This is a genomic window from Serratia sp. YWN4, assembly GCF_055790845.1.
Map to the genome: position 1 here is coordinate 2,850,129 of NZ_CM147696.1, position 22,953 is coordinate 2,873,081.

General features: G+C 54.4%; 25 protein-coding genes and 1 other annotated feature. Of the genes, 17 read left to right on the top strand and 8 right to left on the bottom strand.

Translation table 11 applies throughout. The annotated features are described in order from the left end of the window. Positions 1–55: 55 nt before the first annotated feature. The gene (locus ACX9GT_RS13535) at positions 56–817 is read left to right on the top strand and encodes a YciK family oxidoreductase (protein ID WP_473187287.1); all 762 of its coding nucleotides are present in this window, start codon (positions 56–58) and stop codon (positions 815–817) included. A gap of 13 nt (positions 818–830) precedes the next feature. Continuing rightward, complete coding sequence (gene cobO, locus ACX9GT_RS13540; protein WP_473187288.1) at positions 831–1,421, top strand: cob(I)yrinic acid a,c-diamide adenosyltransferase; 591 nt, start codon at positions 831–833, stop codon at positions 1,419–1,421. Positions 1,422–1,468: 47 nt separating this feature from the next. Here the strand turns inward: cobO and rluB are convergent, their stop codons facing one another. The 3 genes from rluB to rnm all read right to left on the bottom strand — a co-directional run bounded on the left by rluB (position 1,469) and on the right by rnm (position 4,077). Then, positions 1,469–2,374 (bottom strand): 23S rRNA pseudouridine(2605) synthase RluB, encoded by a 906-nt coding sequence (rluB, locus tag ACX9GT_RS13545; protein ID WP_473187289.1) that lies wholly within the window; start codon positions 2,372–2,374, stop codon positions 1,469–1,471. 153 nt (positions 2,375–2,527) lie between these two features. Then, complete coding sequence (locus tag ACX9GT_RS13550; RefSeq protein WP_473187290.1) at positions 2,528–3,148, bottom strand: L-threonylcarbamoyladenylate synthase; 621 nt, start codon at positions 3,146–3,148, stop codon at positions 2,528–2,530. Between the two features lie 41 nt (positions 3,149–3,189). After that, complete coding sequence (gene rnm / locus ACX9GT_RS13555) at positions 3,190–4,077, bottom strand: RNase RNM (RefSeq protein ID WP_473187291.1); 888 nt, start codon at positions 4,075–4,077, stop codon at positions 3,190–3,192. Positions 4,078–4,341: 264 nt separating this feature from the next. Beyond that, positions 4,342–4,445 (top strand) — a sequence feature (Trp leader region). 25 nt (positions 4,446–4,470) lie between these two features. On the opposite strand from rnm, the gene ACX9GT_RS13560 reads away from it, so the two are divergent. The 6 genes from ACX9GT_RS13560 to trpA are packed head-to-tail and all read left to right on the top strand — an operon-like array spanning position 4,471 to position 11,032. After that, entirely contained in the window at positions 4,471–6,033 is a 1,563-nt protein-coding gene (locus tag ACX9GT_RS13560; RefSeq protein ID WP_473187292.1) for an anthranilate synthase component 1, read from the top strand. Further along, positions 6,033–6,614, top strand: a complete 582-nt coding sequence (locus tag ACX9GT_RS13565) for a glutamine amidotransferase-related protein (protein ID WP_473187293.1) — start codon at positions 6,033–6,035, stop codon at positions 6,612–6,614. The genes ACX9GT_RS13560 and ACX9GT_RS13565 overlap by 1 nt, the downstream gene beginning before the upstream one ends. A 15-nt stretch (positions 6,615–6,629) precedes the next feature. After that, positions 6,630–7,628 carry an anthranilate phosphoribosyltransferase gene (gene trpD / locus ACX9GT_RS13570; protein ID WP_473187294.1) on the top strand — a complete coding sequence of 333 codons (999 nt, stop codon included), beginning with the start codon at positions 6,630–6,632 and terminating at the stop codon, positions 7,626–7,628. A 3-nt stretch (positions 7,629–7,631) separates the two neighbouring features. Then, the gene (trpCF, locus tag ACX9GT_RS13575) at positions 7,632–8,996 is read left to right on the top strand and encodes a bifunctional indole-3-glycerol-phosphate synthase TrpC/phosphoribosylanthranilate isomerase TrpF (RefSeq protein ID WP_473187295.1); all 1,365 of its coding nucleotides are present in this window, start codon (positions 7,632–7,634) and stop codon (positions 8,994–8,996) included. A 39-nt stretch (positions 8,997–9,035) separates the two neighbouring features. Further along, the gene (trpB, locus tag ACX9GT_RS13580) at positions 9,036–10,226 is read left to right on the top strand and encodes a tryptophan synthase subunit beta (protein ID WP_473187296.1); all 1,191 of its coding nucleotides are present in this window, start codon (positions 9,036–9,038) and stop codon (positions 10,224–10,226) included. After that, complete coding sequence (trpA, locus tag ACX9GT_RS13585; RefSeq protein WP_473187297.1) at positions 10,226–11,032, top strand: tryptophan synthase subunit alpha; 807 nt, start codon at positions 10,226–10,228, stop codon at positions 11,030–11,032. Before trpB ends, trpA begins: the two co-directional genes overlap by 1 nt. Positions 11,033–11,163: 131 nt before the next feature. Here trpA and ompW read toward each other — a convergent pair whose 3' ends face one another. Then, a complete protein-coding gene (gene ompW, locus ACX9GT_RS13590; RefSeq protein WP_473187298.1) occupies positions 11,164–11,805 on the bottom strand; it encodes an outer membrane protein OmpW in 642 nt (213 codons plus the stop codon). 284 nt (positions 11,806–12,089) lie between these two features. Between ompW and ACX9GT_RS13595 the strand changes: the two genes are divergently transcribed. Further along, positions 12,090–12,518: a YkgJ family cysteine cluster protein gene (locus ACX9GT_RS13595; RefSeq protein WP_473187299.1), complete on the top strand. Its 429-nt coding sequence runs from the start codon at positions 12,090–12,092 to the stop codon at positions 12,516–12,518. Positions 12,519–12,550: 32 nt separating this feature from the next. Further along, positions 12,551–13,303, top strand: a complete 753-nt coding sequence (locus ACX9GT_RS13600) for a YciC family protein (RefSeq protein WP_473187300.1) — start codon at positions 12,551–12,553, stop codon at positions 13,301–13,303. Positions 13,304–13,350: 47 nt separating this feature from the next. Here the strand turns inward: ACX9GT_RS13600 and ACX9GT_RS13605 are convergent, their stop codons facing one another. After that, positions 13,351–15,054, bottom strand: a complete 1,704-nt coding sequence (locus ACX9GT_RS13605; RefSeq protein ID WP_473187301.1) for a SulP family inorganic anion transporter — start codon at positions 15,052–15,054, stop codon at positions 13,351–13,353. Positions 15,055–15,277: 223 nt separating this feature from the next. On the opposite strand from ACX9GT_RS13605, the gene ACX9GT_RS13610 reads away from it, so the two are divergent. Beyond that, positions 15,278–15,817, top strand: a complete 540-nt coding sequence (locus ACX9GT_RS13610) for a septation protein A (protein WP_473187302.1) — start codon at positions 15,278–15,280, stop codon at positions 15,815–15,817. Between the two features lie 70 nt (positions 15,818–15,887). Then, entirely contained in the window at positions 15,888–16,313 is a 426-nt protein-coding gene (gene yciA / locus ACX9GT_RS13615; RefSeq protein WP_473187303.1) for an acyl-CoA thioester hydrolase YciA, read from the top strand. 67 nt (positions 16,314–16,380) lie between these two features. On the opposite strand, the gene tonB is transcribed toward yciA, so the two are convergent. Further along, entirely contained in the window at positions 16,381–17,103 is a 723-nt protein-coding gene (gene tonB / locus ACX9GT_RS13620; RefSeq protein WP_473187304.1) for a TonB system transport protein TonB, read from the bottom strand. Between the two features lie 269 nt (positions 17,104–17,372). On the opposite strand from tonB, the gene ACX9GT_RS13625 reads away from it, so the two are divergent. Then, entirely contained in the window at positions 17,373–17,669 is a 297-nt protein-coding gene (locus ACX9GT_RS13625; protein WP_473187305.1) for a YciI family protein, read from the top strand. Between the two features lie 126 nt (positions 17,670–17,795). On the opposite strand, the gene ACX9GT_RS13630 is transcribed toward ACX9GT_RS13625, so the two are convergent. Continuing rightward, on the bottom strand, positions 17,796–18,353 hold the full coding sequence (locus ACX9GT_RS13630) for a TetR/AcrR family transcriptional regulator (RefSeq protein WP_473187306.1): 558 nt from the start codon (positions 18,351–18,353) through the stop codon (positions 17,796–17,798). A gap of 121 nt (positions 18,354–18,474) precedes the next feature. Here ACX9GT_RS13630 and ACX9GT_RS13635 point away from each other — a divergent pair, with 121 nt between their 5' ends. Next, positions 18,475–19,947, top strand: a complete 1,473-nt coding sequence (locus ACX9GT_RS13635) for an MFS transporter (protein ID WP_473187307.1) — start codon at positions 18,475–18,477, stop codon at positions 19,945–19,947. A 131-nt stretch (positions 19,948–20,078) separates the two neighbouring features. Beyond that, a complete protein-coding gene (locus ACX9GT_RS13640; RefSeq protein WP_473187308.1) occupies positions 20,079–20,570 on the top strand; it encodes a Dps family protein in 492 nt (163 codons plus the stop codon). A gap of 45 nt (positions 20,571–20,615) precedes the next feature. Here ACX9GT_RS13640 and ACX9GT_RS13645 read toward each other — a convergent pair whose 3' ends face one another. Further along, positions 20,616–20,792 (bottom strand): YciY family protein, encoded by a 177-nt coding sequence (locus ACX9GT_RS13645; RefSeq protein WP_459402567.1) that lies wholly within the window; start codon positions 20,790–20,792, stop codon positions 20,616–20,618. 228 nt (positions 20,793–21,020) lie between these two features. Between ACX9GT_RS13645 and cls the strand changes: the two genes are divergently transcribed. Together cls and ACX9GT_RS13655 are read left to right on the top strand one after the other, a co-directional pair. After that, positions 21,021–22,481, top strand: coding sequence for a cardiolipin synthase (gene cls, locus ACX9GT_RS13650; protein ID WP_473187309.1), 1,461 nt, complete (start codon positions 21,021–21,023; stop codon positions 22,479–22,481). A gap of 56 nt (positions 22,482–22,537) precedes the next feature. Further along, positions 22,538–22,861 carry an HI1450 family dsDNA-mimic protein gene (locus ACX9GT_RS13655; RefSeq protein ID WP_459402565.1) on the top strand — a complete coding sequence of 108 codons (324 nt, stop codon included), beginning with the start codon at positions 22,538–22,540 and terminating at the stop codon, positions 22,859–22,861. The last annotated feature ends 92 nt before the right edge of the window (positions 22,862–22,953 follow it).

Sequence of the window (22,953 nt, forward strand, 5' to 3'; positions counted from 1 at the left end):
ATCAAACTGATGATCCCCTCCACAACCATCGGCACTCCCTGCGCGAGGAGCTATTGTGCATTATCAACCGAAACATGACCTACTCGATCAACGCATTATCCTGGTGACTGGCGCGGGCGACGGCATTGGCCGTGAAGCGGCCTTGACCTACGCACGTTTTGGCGCGCAGCTGATATTATTGGGGCGCACAGAGAGCAAGCTGCGGGCAGTACAGACGGAAATCGCCGCTGGCGGCGGCGCACCAGCCCAGATAATCACGCTCGATTTATTGCATCTCACCCCCGAGCAGTGCCAACAGGTAGCCGACGAATTGATAACCAAAGTGCCACGCCTCGACGGTGTGCTGCACAACGCCGGGTTGCTGGGCGATATCGCCCCGATGGCTGAACTTTCAATGACGATGTGGAACGAGGTGATGCAAGTTAACGTCAACGCCACCTTTATGCTCACCCAGGCGCTGCTGCCGTTGCTGCTGAAATCCAGCGCAGGTTCCCTGATTTTTACCAGTTCCAGCGTGGGCAGGTTGGGCCGTGCCAATTGGGGCGCTTATGCGGTTTCCAAATTCGCCACCGAGGGGATGATGCAGGTGCTGGCAGATGAGTATAAAACGCATAACTTGCGGGTAAACTGCATCAATCCGGGTGGAACACGCACGCAAATGCGCGCATCTGCTTTTCCCGATGAAGATAAAAGCAAGCTGAAAACCCCGGCCGAGATCATGCCGTTATATCTGTATCTGATGGGGGATGACAGCCGCCGTAAAACCGGCATCAGCTTCGATGCCCAACCTAACCGCAAACCCGGCGCAGCCGAATAAGGAGCCTATTTAAATGGCTGAAGAACGTCACCAGCAGCGTCAGCAACGCTTGAAACAACAGGTGGATGCACGCATTGCCGCCGCCCAGGATGTGCGCGGTTTACTCATGATATTTACCGGCAACGGCAAAGGCAAAACCACGGCGGCATTCGGCACGGTCACCCGCGCGGTGGGTCACGGCATGAAAGCTGGCGTGATCCAGTTTATCAAAGGCCAATGGCCAAACGGTGAGAAAAACCTGCTGCAACAGCACGGTGTGGAATTTCAGGTGATGGCGACCGGCTTTACCTGGGAAACTCAGGACAAAGAGAGCGATACCGCCGCCTGTCAGGCCGTTTGGCAGCATGGCAAGCGTATGCTGGCTGACAGCAACCTGGATCTGGTGCTGCTGGATGAGTTGACCTACATGGTGAGCTACGGCTATCTGGCGCTGGAGGAGTTGCTGGAGGCACTGCATCAGCGCCCTGCACATCAGACGGTGATCATCACCGGGCGCGGTTGCCACCGTGATTTGCTGGAACTGGCGGATACCGTCACAGAGATGCGGCCGGTGAAGCACGCATTTGACGCCGGGATCAAGGCACAGCAAGGGATCGATTGGTAACAGAAGGCGCGTAGCCCTGCCGTTCAGCAGGGCTACGCGAGCAGATCTTAACTACGTTTGGAAGGCTTGGCCGGTTTACCCGGTTTGCTGCCTGGCGCACCACGGCGGCTGCCGGTTGCAACCTGGCTGTGGCGCTTCACCGCACGGCGGATCTGATTGGCTTTCACACGGCGGCGTTCACGCTCAACCGGCAGCTTACTGACGGTTTCCGGCTTCAGTTCCACCAGTTCACGCAGATAGTTGATCGCTTTCAAATCCAGCTCGGTCCAACCACCACGCGGTATCCCTTTAGGCAGATCGATATCACCGTAGCGCACACGAATCAAACGGCTGACCTGAACGCCAACCGCTTCCCACAGGCGGCGAACTTCACGGTTACGCCCTTCGGTCAGGGTAACGTTGTACCACTGGTTGATGCCTTCGCCCCCCTGGAAACTGATAGTGCGGAATGCGGCAGGGCCGTCTTCCAACTGCACACCACGGCTCAGTTGCTTGATTTTCTCGTCATCAATCTGGCCGAATACGCGCACCGCATATTCGCGCTCAACTTCGCGGCTTGGGTGCATCAGGCGGTTGGCCAGTTCACCGTCGGTGGTGAACAGCAGCAGGCCGGAGGTGTTGACGTCCAAGCGCCCTACCGCCACCCAGCGTGAACCACGCAGCTTTGGCAGGCGATCAAACACCGTTGGGCGGCCTTCGGGATCGCTACGCGTACAAAGCTCACCTTCTGGCTTGTAATACGCCAACACGCGGCACACCGCTTCTTCGGATTCTTTGATAGAAACCACGTGACCATCCATCCGAATTTTCATCGCAGGAGTCACTTCGACACGATCGCCCAGCTTGGCAATTTTACCGTCGACGCTGACACGGCCAGCTTCAATCATGGTTTCGATTTCACGACGCGAGCCATGGCCGGCGCGCGCTAAAACTTTCTGTAACTTTTCGCTCATTGAGCAACCTCTAGTGTCGCCTTCACAGGCGTCGGGGGGATTTTGCGGCCATATCCCAGCAGGAATGTGGCCGCAAAAGTAATCTTTTTGGTTAAAACCAACCGTTCATTATACAGGCTTTATCCTAGGTTGGAATCGTCTTCGTCGGGGTGTTTATCGAAAGGGCGCGGGATCGCCCGCTCCTTCGCGCACCACTTCCGGCGCGGATTCGGTCAGATCGATCACCGTTGTCGGTTGCTGGCCGAGGAAACCGCCGTGGATCACCAGATCCACCTGTCTGCCCAAGTGCTCGCCGATCTCTTCCGGATCGGACTCGGCAAAGTCATTGCCCGGCAGCATCAACGTGGTCGACATCATCGGCTCGTTCAGCACTTCCAGCAATGCCAATGCGATCGGGTTGGAAGGCACGCGCAGGCCGATGGTTTTACGCTTGTCGTTCATCAGGCGACGCGGCACTTCTTTAGTCGCTTTCAGAATAAAGGTGTAATTACCCGGCGTATTGTTCTTAATCAGGCGAAACGCCGCGTTATCCACATAGGCATAAGTCGACAGTTCAGACAGATCGCGGCACATCAGGGTGAAATTGTGGTTGCCATCCAACTGGCGGATACGGCAAATACGCTCCATTGCCGTCTTTTCTTCCAATTTGCAGCCCAGCGCGTAGCCAGAATCCGTTGGATAAACAATCACCCCGCCCTTGCGTAGCACTTCAACCGCCTGGTTAATCAGGCGCGGCTGCGGGTTGTCCGGGTGAATATAAAATAACTGGCTCATCTGTTACTCCTGAAAATGATACATGCTGGCAACGCAAAAGCTTATTGGGCGGCGGTTTTCGGCTGCTGCGGCCAATCACGCCACACCGGCTCAACGCCGCCGGGCAACCACAGTTTCCGCCCCAGCTCGATCCACGAACAGGGCTGATGAAAATCAGAGCCCTGTGACGCCAATAATTGGTAATCCTGGGCATATTTAGCCAACAACGTGCGTTCATGCGGCGCCTGCTGACACTGCGCCACTTCCATCGCATCCCCGCCGCTTTCGGCGAAGTGTGCCAGCAAACGCTTGAGCCACTTGGCCGTCAGTTCGTAACGGCCAGGGTGCGCCATCACGGCTTGCCCACCAGATTGATGAATCACATCAATAGCTTGTTCTATTGTACACCACTGTGGCGGAACATAGCCGGTTTTCCCTTTGGCGAGATATTTCTTGAATACCTGCGCCATATTATCGGCCACGCCGGTTTGCACCAGATAGCGGGCGAAGTGACCACGCGTAACCGCGCCATCCCCCGCCAGTTGCTGTGCTCCGCTGTAAGCATCAGGAATGCGCGCTTTTGCCAGCCGCACGCCAATCTCCTGCGCACGCAGATTACGGCGCTGCGTCTGCTCGGCCAGCAGTTGGGTCAGTGCCGGATGGGTAATATCCATGCCTAAACCAACGATATGAATCTCATGGTTTTCCCACAGGGTGGAAATCTCCACCCCGTTGACCAGTTGCAGCGGTAACGCCTGTTGCGCAATCGCCGCTGCGGCCTCTGCCAAGCCGTCAATGGTGTCATGATCGGTAATCGCCAACACGCCAACGCGCATCTCGACCGCACGCTGCACCAGTTGCGTCGGCGTCAGGTAGCCGTCGGAGGCAGTGGTATGGCTATGGAGATCGTACAAGGTAAAAGCGGAAGACTGTGGGCTGCTGTCTGTCAAAAGAAATATCCTGCAATGGCTTGGCTTTCTATCATAACCGTTATGCGGGGTTGGACGGAAATCTATTATCCCTGCGCCTTCCACGCTCAACGCCCCGTCAGCTATTAAGGTTAATGAAAATATTTAACGCCTGAAGCTAAGCTGCTGTGTGAAAAGAGGGTTGACTTTACACTCTCGAACTAGTTTACTAGTACACAAGTTCACGGTATTGACCGTGCTGGATGATAAGCAAGAGAGCATAAGATGATTAAGCAAACTTCTCTTTTTCGTTGGTGGCGTACCTCCCTTTTACGGGCGGAGTAATCACGCATACCTGTCATCTGACACTGCAGATTCCCTAAGCCCGCTGGTAACGCGGGCTTTTTTACGGACAAAATTTAACTGGAACCACCGATGATGAACACCAAGCCACAACTTAAACTGCTGACGGCGCAGGCCGGTTACCGGGGTGATCCCACGGCGATTTTCCACCAGCTGTGTGGCGCTCGCCCGGCCACCCTGCTGTTGGAATCGGCAGATATCACCAGCAAGCAAAACCTGAAAAGCCTGCTGGTGATCGACAGCGCCCTGCGCATCACCGCGCTGGGCCGTAAGGTCACCATTCAGGCACTGACGATCAATGGCGCTGCGCTGTTACCGTTGCTGGATAACGCCCTCCCGGCGGAAGTGCAGACTCTGGTGCGCCCTAATGGTCGTGAATTGACCTTCCCTGCCATCGACGCCGTGCAGGATGAAGATGCGCGCCTGCGTTCGCTGTCGGTTTTCGACTCACTGCGTACCTTGCTGGCACTGGTTGATGCCCCGGCCGATGAGCGCGAAGCCATGCTGCTTGGCGGCCTGTTTGCCTACGATCTGGTCGCCGGGTTCGAAGATTTGCCGGAGTTGCGCCACGACCAGCGTTGCCCCGATTTCTGCTTCTATCTGGCAGAAACCCTGCTGGTTCTCGATCATCAAGGCAGCATTGCCCGCTTGCAGGCCAGCGTATTCACCGGTGAAAGCAGCGAGACACAGCGTTTGCAACAGCGCCTTGAACAGATTCAGGCGCAATTAGAGCAGGTTCCCCAAGCGATTCCCCAGCAAAAACTGGAAGACATGCAATTAAGCTGTAACCAGAGCGATGAGGAATACGGCGCGGTGGTCAGCGAACTGCAACAGGCGATCCGCCATGGCGAAATCTTCCAGGTAGTGCCTTCACGCCGCTTCTCGCTGCCCTGCCCGGCCCCGCTGGCCGCTTACCAGACGCTGAAAGACAGCAACCCAAGTCCTTATATGTTTTTCATGCAGGATAATGAATTCACCCTGTTCGGTGCTTCCCCAGAAAGCGCGCTGAAATACGATGCCAGCAACCGCCAGATCGAAATCTACCCGATCGCCGGTACCCGTCCGCGCGGCCGTCGTGTCGATGGTTCTTTGGATCTGGATCTCGACAGCCGCATCGAACTGGAAATGCGTACCGATCATAAAGAGCTGTCCGAACATTTAATGCTGGTCGATCTGGCGCGCAACGATCTGGCGCGCATCTGCGAAGCGGGCAGCCGCTATGTGGCAGATTTGACCAAAGTCGACCGTTACTCCTTCGTGATGCACCTGGTTTCCCGCGTGGTCGGTACCCTGCGCGCCGATCTCGATGTGCTACACGCCTATCAGGCCTGTATGAATATGGGCACCCTGAGCGGCGCACCGAAAGTGCGCGCCATGCAGTTAATCGCGGCTTCTGAAGGCTCGCGCCGTGGCAGCTACGGTGGCGCGGTGGGGTATTTCACCGCTCACGGCGATCTCGATACCTGTATTGTCATCCGCTCAGCCTATGTTGAGGACGGCATTGCCACCGTGCAAGCCGGTGCCGGTGTGGTGCTGGACTCCGTTCCCCAGGCAGAAGCCGATGAAACCCGTAATAAAGCACGCGCCGTGCTGCGTGCCATCGCCAGCGCGCATCAGGCCAAGGAGGTGTTCTAATGGCCGATATCCTGCTGCTCGATAACGTCGATTCCTTTACCTACAACCTGGTTGACCAACTGCGCGCCAGTGGTCATCAGGTGGTGATTTACCGTAACCAGATTGCCGCCGATCTCATCGTTGATCGGCTTCAGCAGATGGAACAACCGGTGCTGATGCTGTCACCCGGCCCCGGCACCCCGGCAGAGGCTGGCTGCATGCCGGAACTGCTGCAACGCTTGCGCGGCCAGATGCCGATTATCGGTATCTGTCTCGGCCATCAGGCAATTGTTGAAGCCTACGGCGGCCACGTTGGCCAGGCCGGTGAGATCCTGCATGGCAAAGCTTCTGCCATTACGCATGATGGCGAAGGCATGTTTGCCGGTATGCCCAATCCACTGCCGGTTGCCCGCTACCACTCGCTGGTCGGCAGCAATATCCCTGCGGAGCTAACGGTAAACGCCCGTTTCGCTGACATGGTGATGGCGGTTCGCCACGATCGGCACCGCGTCTGTGGCTTCCAGTTCCATCCCGAATCAATTCTGACTACCCAGGGTGCGCGTCTGCTTGAGCAGACTCTCGCCTGGGCTCTGGCGAAATAATTAAGAGAAATGACTATGCAACCTATTCTTGAAAAGCTGTATCGATCAGAGTCGATGGACCAGCAGGAAAGCCAACAACTGTTCAGCGCCATCATGCGCGGTGAACTAGAGCACAGCCAGTTGGCCGCTGCCCTGATCAGCATGAAGATCCGCGGCGAACGCCCTGAAGAAATTGCAGGCGCGGCCAAAGCGCTGCTGGATGATGCGCTGCCATTCCCACGGCCAGATTATGACTTTGCGGATATTGTCGGTACCGGCGGCGACGGCACCAACAGCATTAATATCTCAACGGCCAGCGCCTTTGTCGCTGCGGCCTGCGGTGCCAAAATCGCCAAACACGGCAACCGCAGCGTATCCAGCCGTTCGGGTTCGTCCGATCTGCTGGCGGCGTTTGGCATTAGCCTGGATCTACCGGCCGAAGAATCGCGCCAGGCGTTAGACGAACTTGGCGTGTGCTTCCTGTTTGCGCCGCAGTATCACACCGGTTTCCGCCATGCGATGCCGGTACGTCAACAGTTAAAAACCCGCACCGTGTTCAACGTGCTCGGCCCGCTGATTAACCCGGCTCGCCCACCGCTGGCGCTGATTGGTGTCTACAGCCCGGATCTGGTGCTACCCATCGCCGAAACCCTACGCGTACTGGGCTATCGCCGTGCTGCCGTGGTGCACGGCGGCGGGATGGATGAAGTCGCTATTCATGCCACCACCCACGTCGCCGAGCTGAATAATGGTGAGATTGAAAGCTATCAACTGACGCCACAATCCTTCGGACTGGCGAGCCATTCGCTGGATTCTTTGCTGGGCGGATCACCGGAAGAAAATCGTGACATTCTGGCAAGGTTGTTACAAGGTAACGGTGACCCGGCTCACGCCGCAGCGGTCGCCGCTAACGTCGCGCTGCTGATGAAGTTATTTGGGCAGGAAGATCTGCGCCACAACGCGCAACAGGCATTGGACATGATTCACAGCGGGCAGGCCTATAGCCGTGTTACCGCTTTGGCAGCAAGAGGATAAGTAATGCAGCAGGAAACCGTGCTCAACAGGATTGTTCGTGATAAAGCGCAATGGGTCGCGGCACGAAGCCAACAACAGCCACTGGCCAGCTTTCAGAATGACATCGTCCCAAGCAACCGTGGTTTTTATCAGGCGCTGCAAGGGCCCCAAACGGCATTTATTCTTGAATGTAAAAAGGCATCTCCTTCTAAAGGATTGATCCGCGAGAATTTTGATCCGGTGGAAATTGCTTCGGTCTACAAGGATTTTGCCTCGGCGATTTCCGTGCTCACCGATGAAAAATACTTCCAGGGCAGCTACGATTTTCTGCCGCTGGTGAGCAAAACCATCACTCAGCCGGTATTGTGCAAAGATTTCATTATCGACCCGTACCAGATCTATCTGGCGCGCTATTATCAGGCCGATGCCATTCTGCTGATGCTGTCGGTTTTGAATGATGAACAGTATCGTCAGTTGGCCAGCGTAGCCCATAGCCTGAACATGGGCGTGCTGACCGAAGTGATTAGCGAAGACGAATTACAACGTGCAGTGCAGCTTGAAGCCCGCGTGATCGGCATCAACAATCGCGACTTGCGCGATCTCTCTATCGATCTCAACCGCACCCGCGTCTTAGCCCCACAGGTGCCGCAGGGCGTTACGGTGATCAGCGAATCGGGGATCAACAACTACGGCCAGATCCGTGAACTCAGCCACTTTGCCAACGGCTTCCTGATCGGCAGTGCGCTGATGTCGGAAGGCGATCTGCGCAGCGCGGTACGCCGGGTGATCCTCGGTGATAATAAAGTTTGTGGTCTGACCCGCCCGCAGGATGCCGCCGCCGCCTATCAGGCCGGTGCCAATTACGGTGGGCTGATCTTCGTTGGCCGTTCACCGCGCTGCATCGATATCGCCCGTGGCCGCGAAGTGATTGCCGGAGCACCGCTGAAATACGTCGGCGTGTTCTGCGATGCACCGCTCGATACCCTGGTGCAAACCGCTGAACAACTCGGCCTGCATGCCGTGCAACTGCACGGTGCAGAAGACCAGGCTTACATCAATGCCCTGCGTACCAAACTGCCCGCTGCCTGCCAGATCTGGAAAGCCTTAAGTGTGAAAGGCAGCCTGCCCGCGCGCGATCTGCAACATGTCGATCGTTATCTGCTGGATAACGGTGCCGGTGGTACTGGGGTGCGCTTCGATTGGGCGCTCCTGCAAGGGGAAACCCTGAGCAATGTGATGCTGGCCGGTGGTTTGAGCGCAGACAACTGCGCTGCCGCCGCCCAGCTCGGCTGCGCGGGCCTCGACTTTAATTCCGGCGTAGAGAGCCAGCCCGGCATCAAAGATGCCACACGTCTGGCGGCGGTATTCCAGGCTCTGCGCGCTTACTGATTGCGAATATAAATTTAACGGATAACAACGGGAAACATCATGACGCTGCTTAACCCCTACTTCGGCGAATTTGGTGGTCAGTATGTGCCACAAATTCTGATGCCGGCCCTGAAACAACTTGAAGAAGCCTTTGTCAGCGCACAGCGCGATCCGGAGTTTCAGGCAGAGTTTATCGATCTGCTGAAAAACTACGCGGGTCGCCCAACCGCCTTGACGCTGTGTAAAAACCTGACCGCGGGCACCAAAACCAAACTTTACCTGAAGCGTGAAGATCTGCTGCACGGCGGTGCGCATAAAACCAACCAGGTACTGGGTCAGGCGCTGCTTGCCAAGCGCATGGGCAAAACCGAGATCATTGCGGAAACCGGTGCCGGTCAACACGGCGTAGCTTCGGCGCTGGCCTGTGCGCTGCTCGGGCTGAAATGCCGCATCTATATGGGTGCAAAAGACATTGAACGCCAGTCGCCAAACGTATTCCGTATGCGCCTGATGGGGGCAGAAGTGATCCCGGTGCACAGCGGTTCTTCCACGCTGAAAGATGCCTGCAACGAAGCGCTGCGCGACTGGTCTGGCACTTATGAAACAGCCCACTATATGCTCGGCACTGCCGCAGGCCCGCACCCTTATCCAACCATCGTGCGTGAGTTCCAGCGCATGATCGGCGAAGAAACCAAAGCCCAGATGCTGGAGCGCGAAGGCCGCTTGCCAGATGCGGTGCTGGCTTGTATTGGCGGCGGTTCCAATGCTATTGGCATGTTCGCCGACTTTATCGACGACGCCAGCGTTGGCCTGATTGGCGTTGAGCCCGCTGGTCTGGGGATCGAAACCGGTCAGCATGGCGCGCCGCTGAAACACGGCCATATCGGCATCTACTTCGGTATGAAATCCCCGATGATGCAGACCTCTGAAGGGCAGATCGAGGAGTCTTACTCAATTTCTGCCGGGCTGGATTTCCCTTCCGTTGGGCCACAGCATGCGTATCTGAACAGCATTGGCCGCGCGGAATACGTGTCGATTACCGATGATGAGGCGCTGGAAGCCTTCAAAGAATTGTCGCGCCACGAAGGCATTATCCCGGCGTTGGAGTCTTCCCACGCCTTGGCCTATGCGCTCAAAATGATCCGTGCAACGCCGGAAAAAGAGCAGATTCTGGTGGTTAACCTGTCCGGCCGCGGCGACAAAGACATATTTACCGTTCACGATATTCTGAAAGCTCGGGGAGAAATCTGATGGAACGTTACCAGCAGCTGTTTAAACGCCTGGAAGGCAACAGAGAGGGCGCGTTCGTGCCGTTTGTCACCCTGGGCGATCCTAACCCAACGTTATCGTTGCAGATTATCGATACCCTGGTGGAAAACGGGGCCGATGCGTTGGAGTTGGGGATCCCGTTCTCCGATCCGCTGGCGGATGGCCCGACGATCCAAGGTGCGGCCCTGCGTGCTTTCGCCTCTGGCGTAACGCCAACCCACTGTTTCGAAATGTTGGCGGCGATCCGCCAGAAACACCCCACTATTCCCATCGGCCTGTTGATGTATGCCAATCTGGTATTCCACAAAGGCATCGACGACTTTTATCAGCGTTGCGCAGAAGTGGGCGTGGATTCGGTGTTGATCGCCGACGTTCCGTTTGAAGAGTCTGCACCGTTCCGCGCAGCGGCGGCACGCCACGGCATCGCGCCGATCTTTATCTGCCCGCCGAATGCTGACGACGATCTGCTGCGTGAGATCGCTTCTCATGGCCGCGGCTATACCTATCTGCTGTCGCGCGCTGGGGTCACCGGCACGGAAAGCCGTGCGCAGTTGCCACTGCATCATCTGGTGAACAAACTGCGGGAATATCATGCGGCACCGCCGCTGCAGGGCTTTGGCATTTCTGAACCTTCGCAGGTGAAAGGCGCGTTGCAATCTGGCGCTGCCGGGGCCATATCCGGCTCGGCAATTGTCAAAATCATCGAACAAAATCAGGCGCAGCCCGCAGAGATGCTGGTTAAACTTGGCAAGTTTGTGCGAGAAATGAAAGCGGCTACCCACGCCTGATCCCCCTCAATCACCGGGTGCAACCGTTGTGCCCGGTAACGAGGCGCGTTCAAAGTAGGTTTGTAAAACGATAGGCAAATCGAATAATACAAGAGGAGGCACCAGGCAGTGCCTCCCCTGTAAAAACTACATCAGAAACGGTAACCCGCCCCGAACATAAATGTGATCGGATCCAGACGCGTATCAATATTTTGATGTTGATCACCAGCATCAAAGCGGACTTGAGTTTCGATATTCATCCACCATACCGACATATTCAACATCCAGTTCTTATCCAGGTTGTAATCCAGACCGGCCTGCGCCGCTACGCCCCAGGAATTTTTCAGATCCAGATTGCTCAACCCAGCACTCTTACCATAGTCATTGAATTTTTCATCAAAGAACATGGTGTAGTTAAGGCCAAGGCCCAGATAAGGGCGCAGTTTGTCCTGCTTTTCACCGAAATAGTACTGTGCCATCAGCGTTGGTGGCAGATGTTTAATGGTGGCGATATCACCGTTTACAGCACTGCCTTTCAGGGACACTTTGTGGCTGAACGGCGTTGCTGCCAACAGTTCAACACCGATATTGTCCGTGACCATATAGCCGAAAGTCAGACCCAACTGAGTATTATTGTTGGCATCAAACGATCCCTGACCAAGAACATTATCTGAACCCGCATTTGGACGCACCGTTGCAGCGCCCGCACGGAACAAGAAATCACCTGCCTGATGCGCACTTGCCAACATGGGCGCCATCATAGCCGCCAATACCACCAGAGTTGTCTTTTTCATTATCCATTCCATTTGTGTGGTTTACAGTCTCGACGAATATACCTATTAACGGGTATTTATGATCCAATCGAGATCACATCTTATGTGTAAAAATTTAAATTCATACCAAAAACAAGGATATCTAAGCCGCTAATAAATCAAGAATTGATCTAAATCAAAAAAGGCCGCTTGTTGCAAAAATGATACACACTTAAATTTCAGTTGCTAAAGAAATGGTTGCTGAGTAGCTTCATCATTCATGTTGGTTTTGGTTCGTGCCCGCAAGGAATCCGTGAGCAATCAAGATGAGCGAAATTCAAAATCCCTGTATCAGCTGCGGCGCATGCTGCGGATATTTTCGAGTGTCATTCTATTGGGCCGAAGCGGAAGACGGCGGCGGCACCGTTCCTTTATCGGTGACTGAACCATTGCCCCTTTTCCTGCGCTGTATGCAGGGCACCAATAGCCGATCTCCACACTGTAAAGCACTGGAAGGTGAGATCGGTAGGGCTGTCTCCTGTTCGATCTACCTTAACCGACCAAGCACGTGCCGCGAGTTCGAGCAATCCTGGGATAATGGCCTGCATAATGAGGCCTGCGATCGCGCCCGCGCAGGTTATAACCTGCCACCCCTGCTATTGCCGGTGCCGAATAGGCTAATCGCCGAAGAAATAGGCACTGCGCAACTCACGGGGTGCCACAGCGGCGCGGAACAGGGTACAATCGCCCACTGATTTATCTCTGTTCTCGACGCCAAGGAGTCTGCATGCCTATCACGGCCAACACGTTGTACCGTGACAGTTTTAACTTTTTCCGTAATCAACTGGCCAGCATCCTCTTGCTGGCTCTGTTGACCGGGCTTATTTCAGTGCTGCTCAATCAGGCTTTCAGTCCTGACGTTGAGCAGTTGAAACTGTTGAGTGCGACGGAAAGTGATTTTACCTCGACCGCCGGTATGGGCATTCAGGAAATCATTCAGCAAATGACACCAGAGCAACAAATGGTGTTGTTAAAAGTCTCCGCTGCCGCGACGTTTTCTGCCCTGGTAGGTAACGTACTGCTGGTGGGTGGGATGTTGACGCTGATCCGCCTGATTTCTCAAGGCGAGCGTACCAGTGCACTGCGCGCTATCGGCATCTCTGCGCCGCAACTGCCGCGTTTACTGCTGCTGCTGTTTGTCTGCACCCTGCTGACCCAACTTGGCTTGACGCTGTTCGTCGTGCCCGGTGTGATCCTGGCGATCTCATTCTCGCTGGCACCGGTGATTTCGCTTGCTGACAAAAAAGGCGTGTTTGCCTCAATGAAATTGAGCTGCAAGCTGGCCTTCGCTAACGCTCGCGTGATTGTTCCGGCGATGATGCTGTGGTTGGCGGCCAAACTGCTGGTGCTGTTTATGGTCAGCCATCTGTCTGTTCTGACGCCAAACGTCGCCAGCGTGGTGTTGACCGCACTGAGCAATCTGGTTTCAGCACTGCTGCTGATTTATCTGTCCCGCCTGTATATGCTACTGCGCGACTGATTATTCGCTGGATATGTCAAGGGCACGCTTCGGCGTGCCCTTTTTGCTTACAATGCCGCAGTGGGCTCCGCCTGCTCCTTACTTTGAATCAGCTTTAGAGCCAGATAAAGGTCAGGCACCAGAATCAGATCCTGATCGCGCCCTACCCGGTTGATACGGAACCAGCGCGTCAGTTCGGTACGCCGCCCTGCCAGCACCAATTTTACGTTACGCTGTAACAGATCGCGTTTCAGTTCATCAATTGCCGCCAACACGCTGATATCTGCGTGGGTAAAGCTGGCAACCGCATCAATTACTACCCAACGTGGCTGGAACGGCGTGCCGTCTACCAAGTTGAGGATCCGGCGCTTGAAGTAAGCCACGTTAAAATAGGTCAGCGGTGAATTGAAGCGATACATCATCACGCCTGAAACGGCCTTCACGCCGTTGTTATTCCCCATTGAGTGGATCATGCCTTCGTCGTTAACCCCCAGCAATTGCTCGGTTGGGCGAAAGACGGTGCGCAAGAATTGCATCAATCCCAGTAAAACCGCCAGGCCGATACCGCTGATCACCCCCACCAGCAACACGCAAAGGAAGGTAAAGGCCGCCAGACGAAATGCCTGCGCGTTGCGACGGCGCAAGATCCAGATCCCCCGGATATCGATCAACGACCAGGCGGCATACATAAGCACCACGCCCAAGCCCGCAACAGGGATAAACTGTAGCGGTTCGGTGAGGAACAACAACACAATGGCGATCACCACGGCGGCAATGATCGAAACCAACTGGCTCTTGCCGCCGTTAGCATCGTTTACCGCCGTACGCGAGTCGGCACCGCTGATAGCAAACCCTTGTGACAGCGCAGAAACAATGTTGACCAGGCCCAGCGCGCGGAACTCCGCATCGGCATTCACCTCGTAGCCATTTTTTGCTGCAAAGCTGCGGGCGGTCAGCATCATACTGACAAAGCTCACCACCGCCAGATTCAATGCCGGGATCACCATGTCACGCAGCAATCCTGGCTGAAAATCTGGCCACTGGACGATGGGCAACATGCCGCTGAAACCACCAACGGTGATAATACCGTGCTGTTGCAGATCACCGGCCCAGGTGACAAAGGTCGCCAATACGATGGCAAACAGCGGCGCAGGCCAGTTCGGCCGTAGCTTTTTAACGCCAAATAACATTAATAGCGTCAGCAAAGAAACGCCGATGGTTAGCCAGTCACTGTGCAATAAGTTACCGGGTAACGCATAAATACGTTCGATCAGTTGCGCTGGATGCGTACCAAATCCCGTCACCTTACCGATTTGATCGACAATAATGGTCACCGCCACGCCGTTCAGCAGCCCATTGAGAATCGGCCGGGATAATAAATCGGCCAGCGCTCCCAGTCGGAAGCGGCTGGCAAGCAGGCACCATGCCCCCATCATGGCGGTCATCATGATAGTCAGCTGCCAGTGCAACTCCAGATTCCCCGCGGCAAGCGGTGTCACCACGGCGGCAATCACCGCACAGGTGGCCGCATCCGGGCCGATAATCAATTGGCGTGATGAGCCGAAAATCGCATAGGCAATCATCGGCAAAATACAGGAATAAAGCCCCACTACCGGGCTGACACCGGCCAGTTCGGCATAAGCAATGGCCACCGGCAGCGCCACTGCCGCTACCGACAATCCGGCACGAATATCTGACTTCAACCAACTGCGTTCATACCCTAACAAATGTGTCAAACCAGGCGTCAGCGCCTGGAGAGATTTCCACTGCATAGCTATTTTCCATGGTAAATTATCGGTCTATTATTGCGTTTACTGGGCGATTGTACGAGCCGCACACGCCATGAATCCACGATAAGAATCGTAAGGTTATGCAAATTCCTGCCTAACCAGCGGAAATCCGATGGCCAAACGCCGATAATCAGCACTTTCCCGCAGTACACAGATCACGCCGAATCCGGTATAGTCGGCCGATGAACCTTTGATGGATTGATTTATGAAGCAGTTTCTTGATTTCCTGCCACTTATTGTCTTTTTCGCTTTTTATAAGCTCTACGATATTTATGTTGCTTCTGGCGCGTTGATCGCTGCAACCGCCCTGGCTTTGGTCTTTACCTGGATCAAATATCGCAAGGTCGAGAAGATGACGCTGATCACCTTCGCGATGGTGGCAGTATTTGGCACCTTGACGCTGGTGTTCCACAATGACTTATTTATCAAGTGGAAAGTCACCGTGATCTACACCCTGTTCGCACTGGCGCTATTAGTCAGCCAACTGATCCTGAAAAAACCGCTGATCCAGCGCATGCTGGGTAAAGAACTGACGCTGCCGGATAAGGTCTGGGGCAACCTCAACCTTGCTTGGGCGGTGTTTTTCCTCGCCTGCGGCCTGGCCAATATCTACGTGGCGTTCTGGTTGCCGCAAGACGTTTGGGTCAACTTCAAAGTCTTTGGCCTGACCGCGCTGACGTTGGTCTTTACCCTGTTGAGTGGTGTCTATATTTATCGGCATATGCCAGCAGAACAAAAAAAATAGCCAGTGTTAATGCCCGCGGTATTTACCGTGGGCAGTATTAATTTGATTCCTTTTTGATAAGCAGACAGTGATGACACAACAACCTTTACCCAGCGGAGAGCTGGTGCTGCGTACGCTGGCAATGCCAGCGGATACCAACGCCAACGGTGATATTTTCGGTGGCTGGCTGATGTCGCAAATGGATATTGGCGGTGCAATCCAGGCAAAAGAGATTGCCGAAGGCCGCGTGGTGACCGTGCGCGTCGACGGGATAACCTTCCTGAAACCGGTGGCGGTTGGCGATGTGGTCTGCTGCTATGCCCGTTGCATCCGTACCGGCCGCAGTTCGATTACCGTTAACATTGAGGTGTGGGTGAAGAAGGTATCCTCTGCCCCGATTGGCCAGCGCTATCGTGCCACCGAAGCGGTATTCACCTATGTCGCGGTAGATGCGGCTGGCAGCCCTCGCGCCCTGCCGGATGGTAAAATGAACCTCCGCGCTGACGCCGAAGAATAAGCGTACCAGAAACACTAAAAAGGGCTGCCAGATAAACCAGGCAGCCCTTTTTTATTCTCAGGCGCAATCAGTTCAGATCGGTTGATCCATCCACTCTGAAGATAATGGTTTTTGTCAGGTTCTGTGCCGTTTTAGGTTCATAACGCCATTTGCGCATCGCCTGCTTCACTTCACGTTCAAACATGTTGCGCGGCTCTGCCGACAGGATTCGGAGATTCGTCACCCGCCCATCGCTATCGACGTCAAACTGCACTTTCACCTTACCTTCAATTTGCAACGCCAATGCCCGTGGCGGATACATCGGCTTAGACAGGCTCAACGCTTTTGGCCCCAACTCGCGCGAGTTACCCGGAGCTGGCGCGGCAGGTGCCTGTTTGATCGGGGCGTTATCGATCGGTTTAGCCTGTGAATCATTCTCAAAAGGAGAAGGCTCACGCGGTTCGGCTTTCTTCACTTCACGCTTCACCGTTTTTTCAACCTTCGGCTTGGGCTTTGGCTTAGGTTTTTCAGGCTCGGGTTTCGGGATCGCTACTGGCACCGGCAATGGTTCAGGGATCGGCTCAGGCTCTACCTGTGGCTCGGGCTCCGCAGCCGCAGGCGGTGGTGGCTCAGCCAGCGCGGTCATATTGACCATCATGACGCTGATTGGAGCATCTTCCTGCTTCGGCAACTGCATCACTTCTTTTACCGAAGCATAAAGCAAGGTGGCCACCAAGACACTGTGCAAGCCAACGGAGAGAACAATTGGCACGGAAAAACGGCGAATAAGGAACATCTTTTTTAGCGGCATAATGATTCTTTTTCCTCTGGTCCGCCAAGTTTAAATGCAAATGGTTATCATATTCAATAAAGAAAGACGAACTATCGCTTTAATCGCCACTAAAACCAGCAAACTCATGGGGATATTAACCTCTACCTGCCTTTATCCTGCGTTTTTTACACCAATTTTTAACCTTTCTTTTCCATCTGCACAAAATTGTGCGAATTAGCGTTCCCTTGCCCCCGGTTTTACGCTAATTTTACCTCACCGTTCTATAGCAATGATTTTAAAGGTGAAATATGCTTTATCTGATCTACGCACAAGACGTACCCGGCTCACTGGAAAAACGCTTGGAAGCTCGTCCAGCCCATCTGGCGCGCCTACAGGCGCTGCGTGATGAAGGCCGACTCGTGGTTGCTGGCCCTAACCCGGCGATCGATAGCAACGATCCCGGCAGCGCCGGTTTTACCGGTTCCACCGTGATCGCAGAATTCGCGTCTCTGGCAGCCGCAAAATCCTGGGCAGAGCAAGACCCTTACGTCGCCGCTGGCGTGTATGCTGATGTTACAATAAAGCCCTTCAAGCAGGTATTTTAAGCAAAAAAAAACCAGCACGGAGGTGGCTGGCTAAGTGGGTTCTTCGAGGGAATTCTTGTTTAATAAATAGTTATTGGCTAAACATACTCCCCGAATGATGTGGCCGCCACCTATCACTGCGATAGGTTAATCATGTTGAACCATTTCATTGAGAACCCACTTTTGCATATCGGCAAACATATCGTCCCACTCTGGCTGGTCGATATCCATAAAGCCAAAAAACCGCAGCATAAAAGCCCCCTCGGTGGCTAAAAATGCCAGCCGGGCTTTTTTGCCCTGCTCAGTGTTCAGATCCAATCCTGCGATGCGGCCGCGATACCATTCCCGCGTGCTGTCCAAATGTTCCGGCGTCTGTATTAACGTGGCCATTAGCCCGGCTGCCTTGGCGCTCGATGCCTGATCGGAACTGCGAGTGGCCTGCATATGTGCCTGCACGATGGTAACCGGTGCCGGATCGCTGCCCGCAATGCTGTCAAACACCCGGTCATAAGCCTTGCCCCAGCGTTCGAACATGGCGTCAATCAAGGCATCTTTATTCCCGAAGCAGTACTGCACTCCACCTTTGGAAATCCCCATAGCTTTCGCCACTGAATCAATGGTTAACCCAGCGGCACCTTGGGTAGCGACGATCTCCTCTGCCACGTCCAGCACTTTGTCACGATCGATGCTTCGTTGACGCCCCATTAAGAAAACCCCTTTTCAATACGAACGTATGGATTTATATTATGCTCAGTATACCACCGCAGAAACCGGGTGGTTACCGCAAGATGGCGCAGCCGCGCCATCGGTTTTTTAGGATACGATTATGCACGCCCAAAACCGCTGGCTGATCCTGGCAATGATCTCCAGCGCATTATTTTTAATCATTACCGATATGACGGTACTTTACACCGCCTTGCCACGCTTGACCCAGGCGCTGGATGCCAGCGCCTCACAAAAACTCTGGATCGTGAATGCCTACCCACTGGTGGTCGCCGGGCTGCTGCCGGGTGCAGGTATGCTAAGCGATCGCATCGGCCACAAGAAAATGTTTATCGCCGGGCTACCGGTTTTTGCTCTGGCCTCGCTATGTGCCGCCTTTTCCCCCAGCGCCCAGTGGCTGATTGCCGCCCGCGCCTTTCTGGCGGTTGGGGCTGCTATGATGATGCCAGCCACCTTATCCATTGTGCGCCACGTATTTACCGATGAACGCGAGCGCGCACTGGCCATCGGCATCTGGGCGGCGGTTGCTTCCGGTGCCGCAGCGCTTGGGCCGGTAGTCGGCGGCGCTTTGCTGGCCTATTTCTGGTGGGGAGCGGTATTTCTGATTAACGTTCCGGTGGTGATGCTGGTATTGCCGCTGGCATGGTATTTGATACCGCAATGCGGCGGCGATAATAAGCGCCCCTGTGATGTGATTGGCTCGATACAGATCATGCTCGGCCTGGTTGCTGCTATCTATGCGTTGAAAGAGCTAAGCAAGCCCACCCTGTCAGTGCGCGACTTTGCGGTTGCAGTCACACTCGGCATCCTGTTTCTGACGCTATTCGTCCGCCGCCAGCGGCAAGCGCTACACCCGATGATCGATTTTTCGCTGTTTCACAACCGCATGTTTGCCAGCGGCGTCGGTGTGGCGATCATGTCGATGATCGCATTGGTCGGGGTTGAACTGGTCTTGAGCCAGCGTTTGCAACTGGTATTGGGAATGTCACCATTATTAGCAGCGCTGTTTATTCTCCCTATTCCGGTGGCTTCTGCGTTGGCTGGCCCATTGGCCGGGATGTTGATGCCACGTTATGGCGAGCGCAGTATGTTAATTGGTGGTTTCGTTCTCACCGCGCTGGGGATTATTGGCATCGTTCTCGGGTATCAAGGCAACGTGGTGATGCAGCTTATTTGCCTGTTTGTGATCGGATTTGGTCTTGGCGGTGCCATTACCGCCGCCTCTACCGCCATCATGCTCAACGCCCCCGAAGAGAAAGCCGGTATGGTGGCTTCTATTGAAGACGTTGCCTGGGAGTTGGGTGGCGTATTGGGTATCACGCTGCTGGGTGGCTTGATGACTGCGGTCTACAGCCACAGCCTGGCATTGCCAGATAGCCTGCCGGTTGGCGATCTGGCCTATGACAGCATTGATGAAGCATTGCGGTTAGCGGGTAATATGGGCGCAGGCAGTGCGGCAGAGCTGATCCAGCTGGCACGTTCTGCTTTCGACCAGGCGTTTATCGCCGTGTTGATTGCTGCGTCCATACTGGTGAGCCTGAGCGCCGGGGTATTAAAATTCGCCCTGCGCCGGTAAACGCTCTACTCTTTTTATCACTATCGGTTTAAACGATTATATTGATACTTGTTATCATCTTTAACCTTGAGATAAATCCAGTTACTGTATCGCTATCGATCATTGGAACCCACCATCAGGAGAAGATTATTATGGCAACGGCAAAGAAAGCAGCAAAAACTCATATTGGCCTGGATACCAAACAATCAGCAAAACTCTCTGACGCTCTGAATGCCTTACTGGCGAACTATCAGGTGCTGTATATGAATGTGCGCGGTTATCACTGGAATATTTCCGGCCCGCACTTCTTTGAACTGCACGTTAAATTTGAAGAAACCTACAACGATCTGCTGCTCAAGGTTGATGAACTGGCAGAGCGTATTCTGACTCTGGGCTCACAACCGCGTCACGCTTTCAGTGACTACCTGAAAACCGCAGATATCAAAGAAGATACCAACGTGACCGACGATAAAGGCACGCTGCGCGGTTTACTGAACGGTTACGCTATTCTGCTGCAACAGCAGCGCGACCTGCTGGCGCTGGCCGCTGATGCTGGCGATGAAGGCACTTCTTCACTGATGAGTGATTACATCAAAGAGCAGGAAAAACAGGTGTGGATGCTGAACGCCTATCTGGGTAAATAATCCCTACCGAGAACAGAACAGTCCCAAATCGGGACTGTTTTTGTTTTACCACTCGTAAGCCACGACGAACAATAATGCGCGACGATGCTGATCGTCCAACCGGCGGCGTACGCGAATAATATGCCGGTTACTGCATGACTGACGCTCCAGCCAATGGTGCCTGCGGCGCTGGCGCAGTCGGAGCATCCGCCAGCGACCAACTTCGTTTCTACTGCGTTTCATCGTTATGTCACCCATCCAATGCCAACCGCGCGCATTATAGCCTTTTCAGCCAGCGATCCAAGTCGTGGATAACCCACTTTTTCTCCAGATGAGCTGCCGTTTTTATTTTCGGCAAGTGCCTTTCGTCAATCATTTTTATGTAACTTAAGTGCCGGGAAAAGGTTTCGCCTTTACCGTTCTGTGCGTACACTCACTATTGGTGGTTTACGAACAGGATTTTTCGTCTTTATGACAACATTTTATACTGTAATCAGTTGGCTTTTGGTGTTCGGCTACTGGCTGCTTATTGCCGGGGTCACATTGCGTATTCTTATGAAACGACGCACGGTTCCTTCCGCCATGGCCTGGCTGCTGGTGATCTATATTCTGCCGTTGGTGGGGATCGTCGCTTATTTGTCTTTCGGCGAATTGCATTTGGGCAAGCGCCGGGCCGAGCGCGCCAAAGCCATGTGGCCCTCAACCGCCCGTTGGCTGAATGAACTGAAAGAGAGCCGCCGGATTTTCGCCACCGAGTACAGCGAAGTGGCTCGCCCGCTGTTCCAGCTTTGCCATCACCGGCAAGGTATCGACGGCGTCAAAGGCAACCAGTTGCAGTTGCTCACCACTACCGATAGCACGCTGACGGCGTTGATTCGTGATATCGAACTGGCGCGGCACAATATTGAGATGGTTTTTTACATCTGGCAGCCGGGCGGTCTGGTCGATCAGGTGGCGGAATCCTTGATGGCTGCCGCTCGCCGTGGGGTACATTGCCGCCTGATGCTGGATTCCGCTGGCAGCGTGCAGTTCTTCCGCAGCCCCTACCCCGGCATGATGCGCAACGCCGGGATTGAAGTGGTCGAAGCGCTCAAGGTTAATCTGTTCCGCGTGTTCCTGCGCCGCATGGATTTGCGTCAGCACCGTAAGATCGTGCTGATCGACAATTACATCGCCTATACCGGCAGCATGAACATGGTTGATCCGCGTTTCTTCAAGCAAGATGCCGGGGTCGGCCAATGGATCGATCTGATGGCGCGTACCGAAGGCCCGGTGGCGACCACGATGGGGATTGTTTACGCCTGTGACTGGGAGATTGAAACCGGCAAGCGTATTCTGCCACCGCCGCCCGACGTCAATATCATGCCGTTCGAACAGGAAACCGGTCATACCATTCAGGTTATCGCTTCCGGCCCGGGTTTCCCTGAAGAGATGATCCACCAGGCGCTGCTCACAGCGGTCTATTCCGCCCGTGAACAGTTGATCATGACCACCCCCTACTTTGTACCCAGTGACGATCTGCTGCATGCCATCTGTACCGCCGCGCTACGCGGCGTTGAGGTCAGCATCATCGTCCCGCACGACAATGACTCGATGATGGTGCGCTGGGCCAGCCGTGCTTTCTTCTCTGAATTGCTGGAAGCCGGGGTAAAAATTTACCAGTTTAAAGGCGGATTACTGCATACCAAGAGCGTGCTGGTTGACGGCCAGCTCAGCCTGGTGGGCACGGTCAATCTGGATATGCGCAGCCTGTGGCTGAACTTTGAAATCACGCTGGTGATCGACGATGCCGGTTTCGGCAGCGACTTAGCTTGCGTACAGGACGACTATATCGCCCGTTCACAGTTGCTGGATGGCCAACAGTGGCTGAAACGCCCGTTCTGGCACCGTATCGTTGAGCGTGTGTTCTACTTTTTCAGTCCGTTGCTGTAAAAGCCGCTACGGGCATGGTTTAATAACGCCAATTTATTTGTTATCGGGATTTTTTTATGGATTTGAATAATCGCCTTACCGAAGATGAAACGCTGGAGCAGGCTTACGATATCTTTTTGGAACTGGCTGGCGACAATCTGGATCCGGCAGATATTCTGCTGTTTAATCTGCAGTTTGAAGAGCGTGGCGGCGCAGAATTGTACGATCCGGCAGAGGATTGGCAGGAGCACGTCGAATACGATTTAAACCCGGATTTCTTTGCCGAAGTGGTGATTGGCTTGGCAGACAGCGACGGCGAACCGATCAACGACGTTTTTGCCCGCGTGCTGATTTGCCGCGAGAAAGACAACAAGCTGTGCCATATTTTGTGGAAAGAATAAGAACGTTGTAGACCTGAAAAACCTGCCAATTGGCAGGTTCAGATTGATGACAAAGTCCTGGCCGTGAGGCCAGGACTTTGATCTAATAAGGT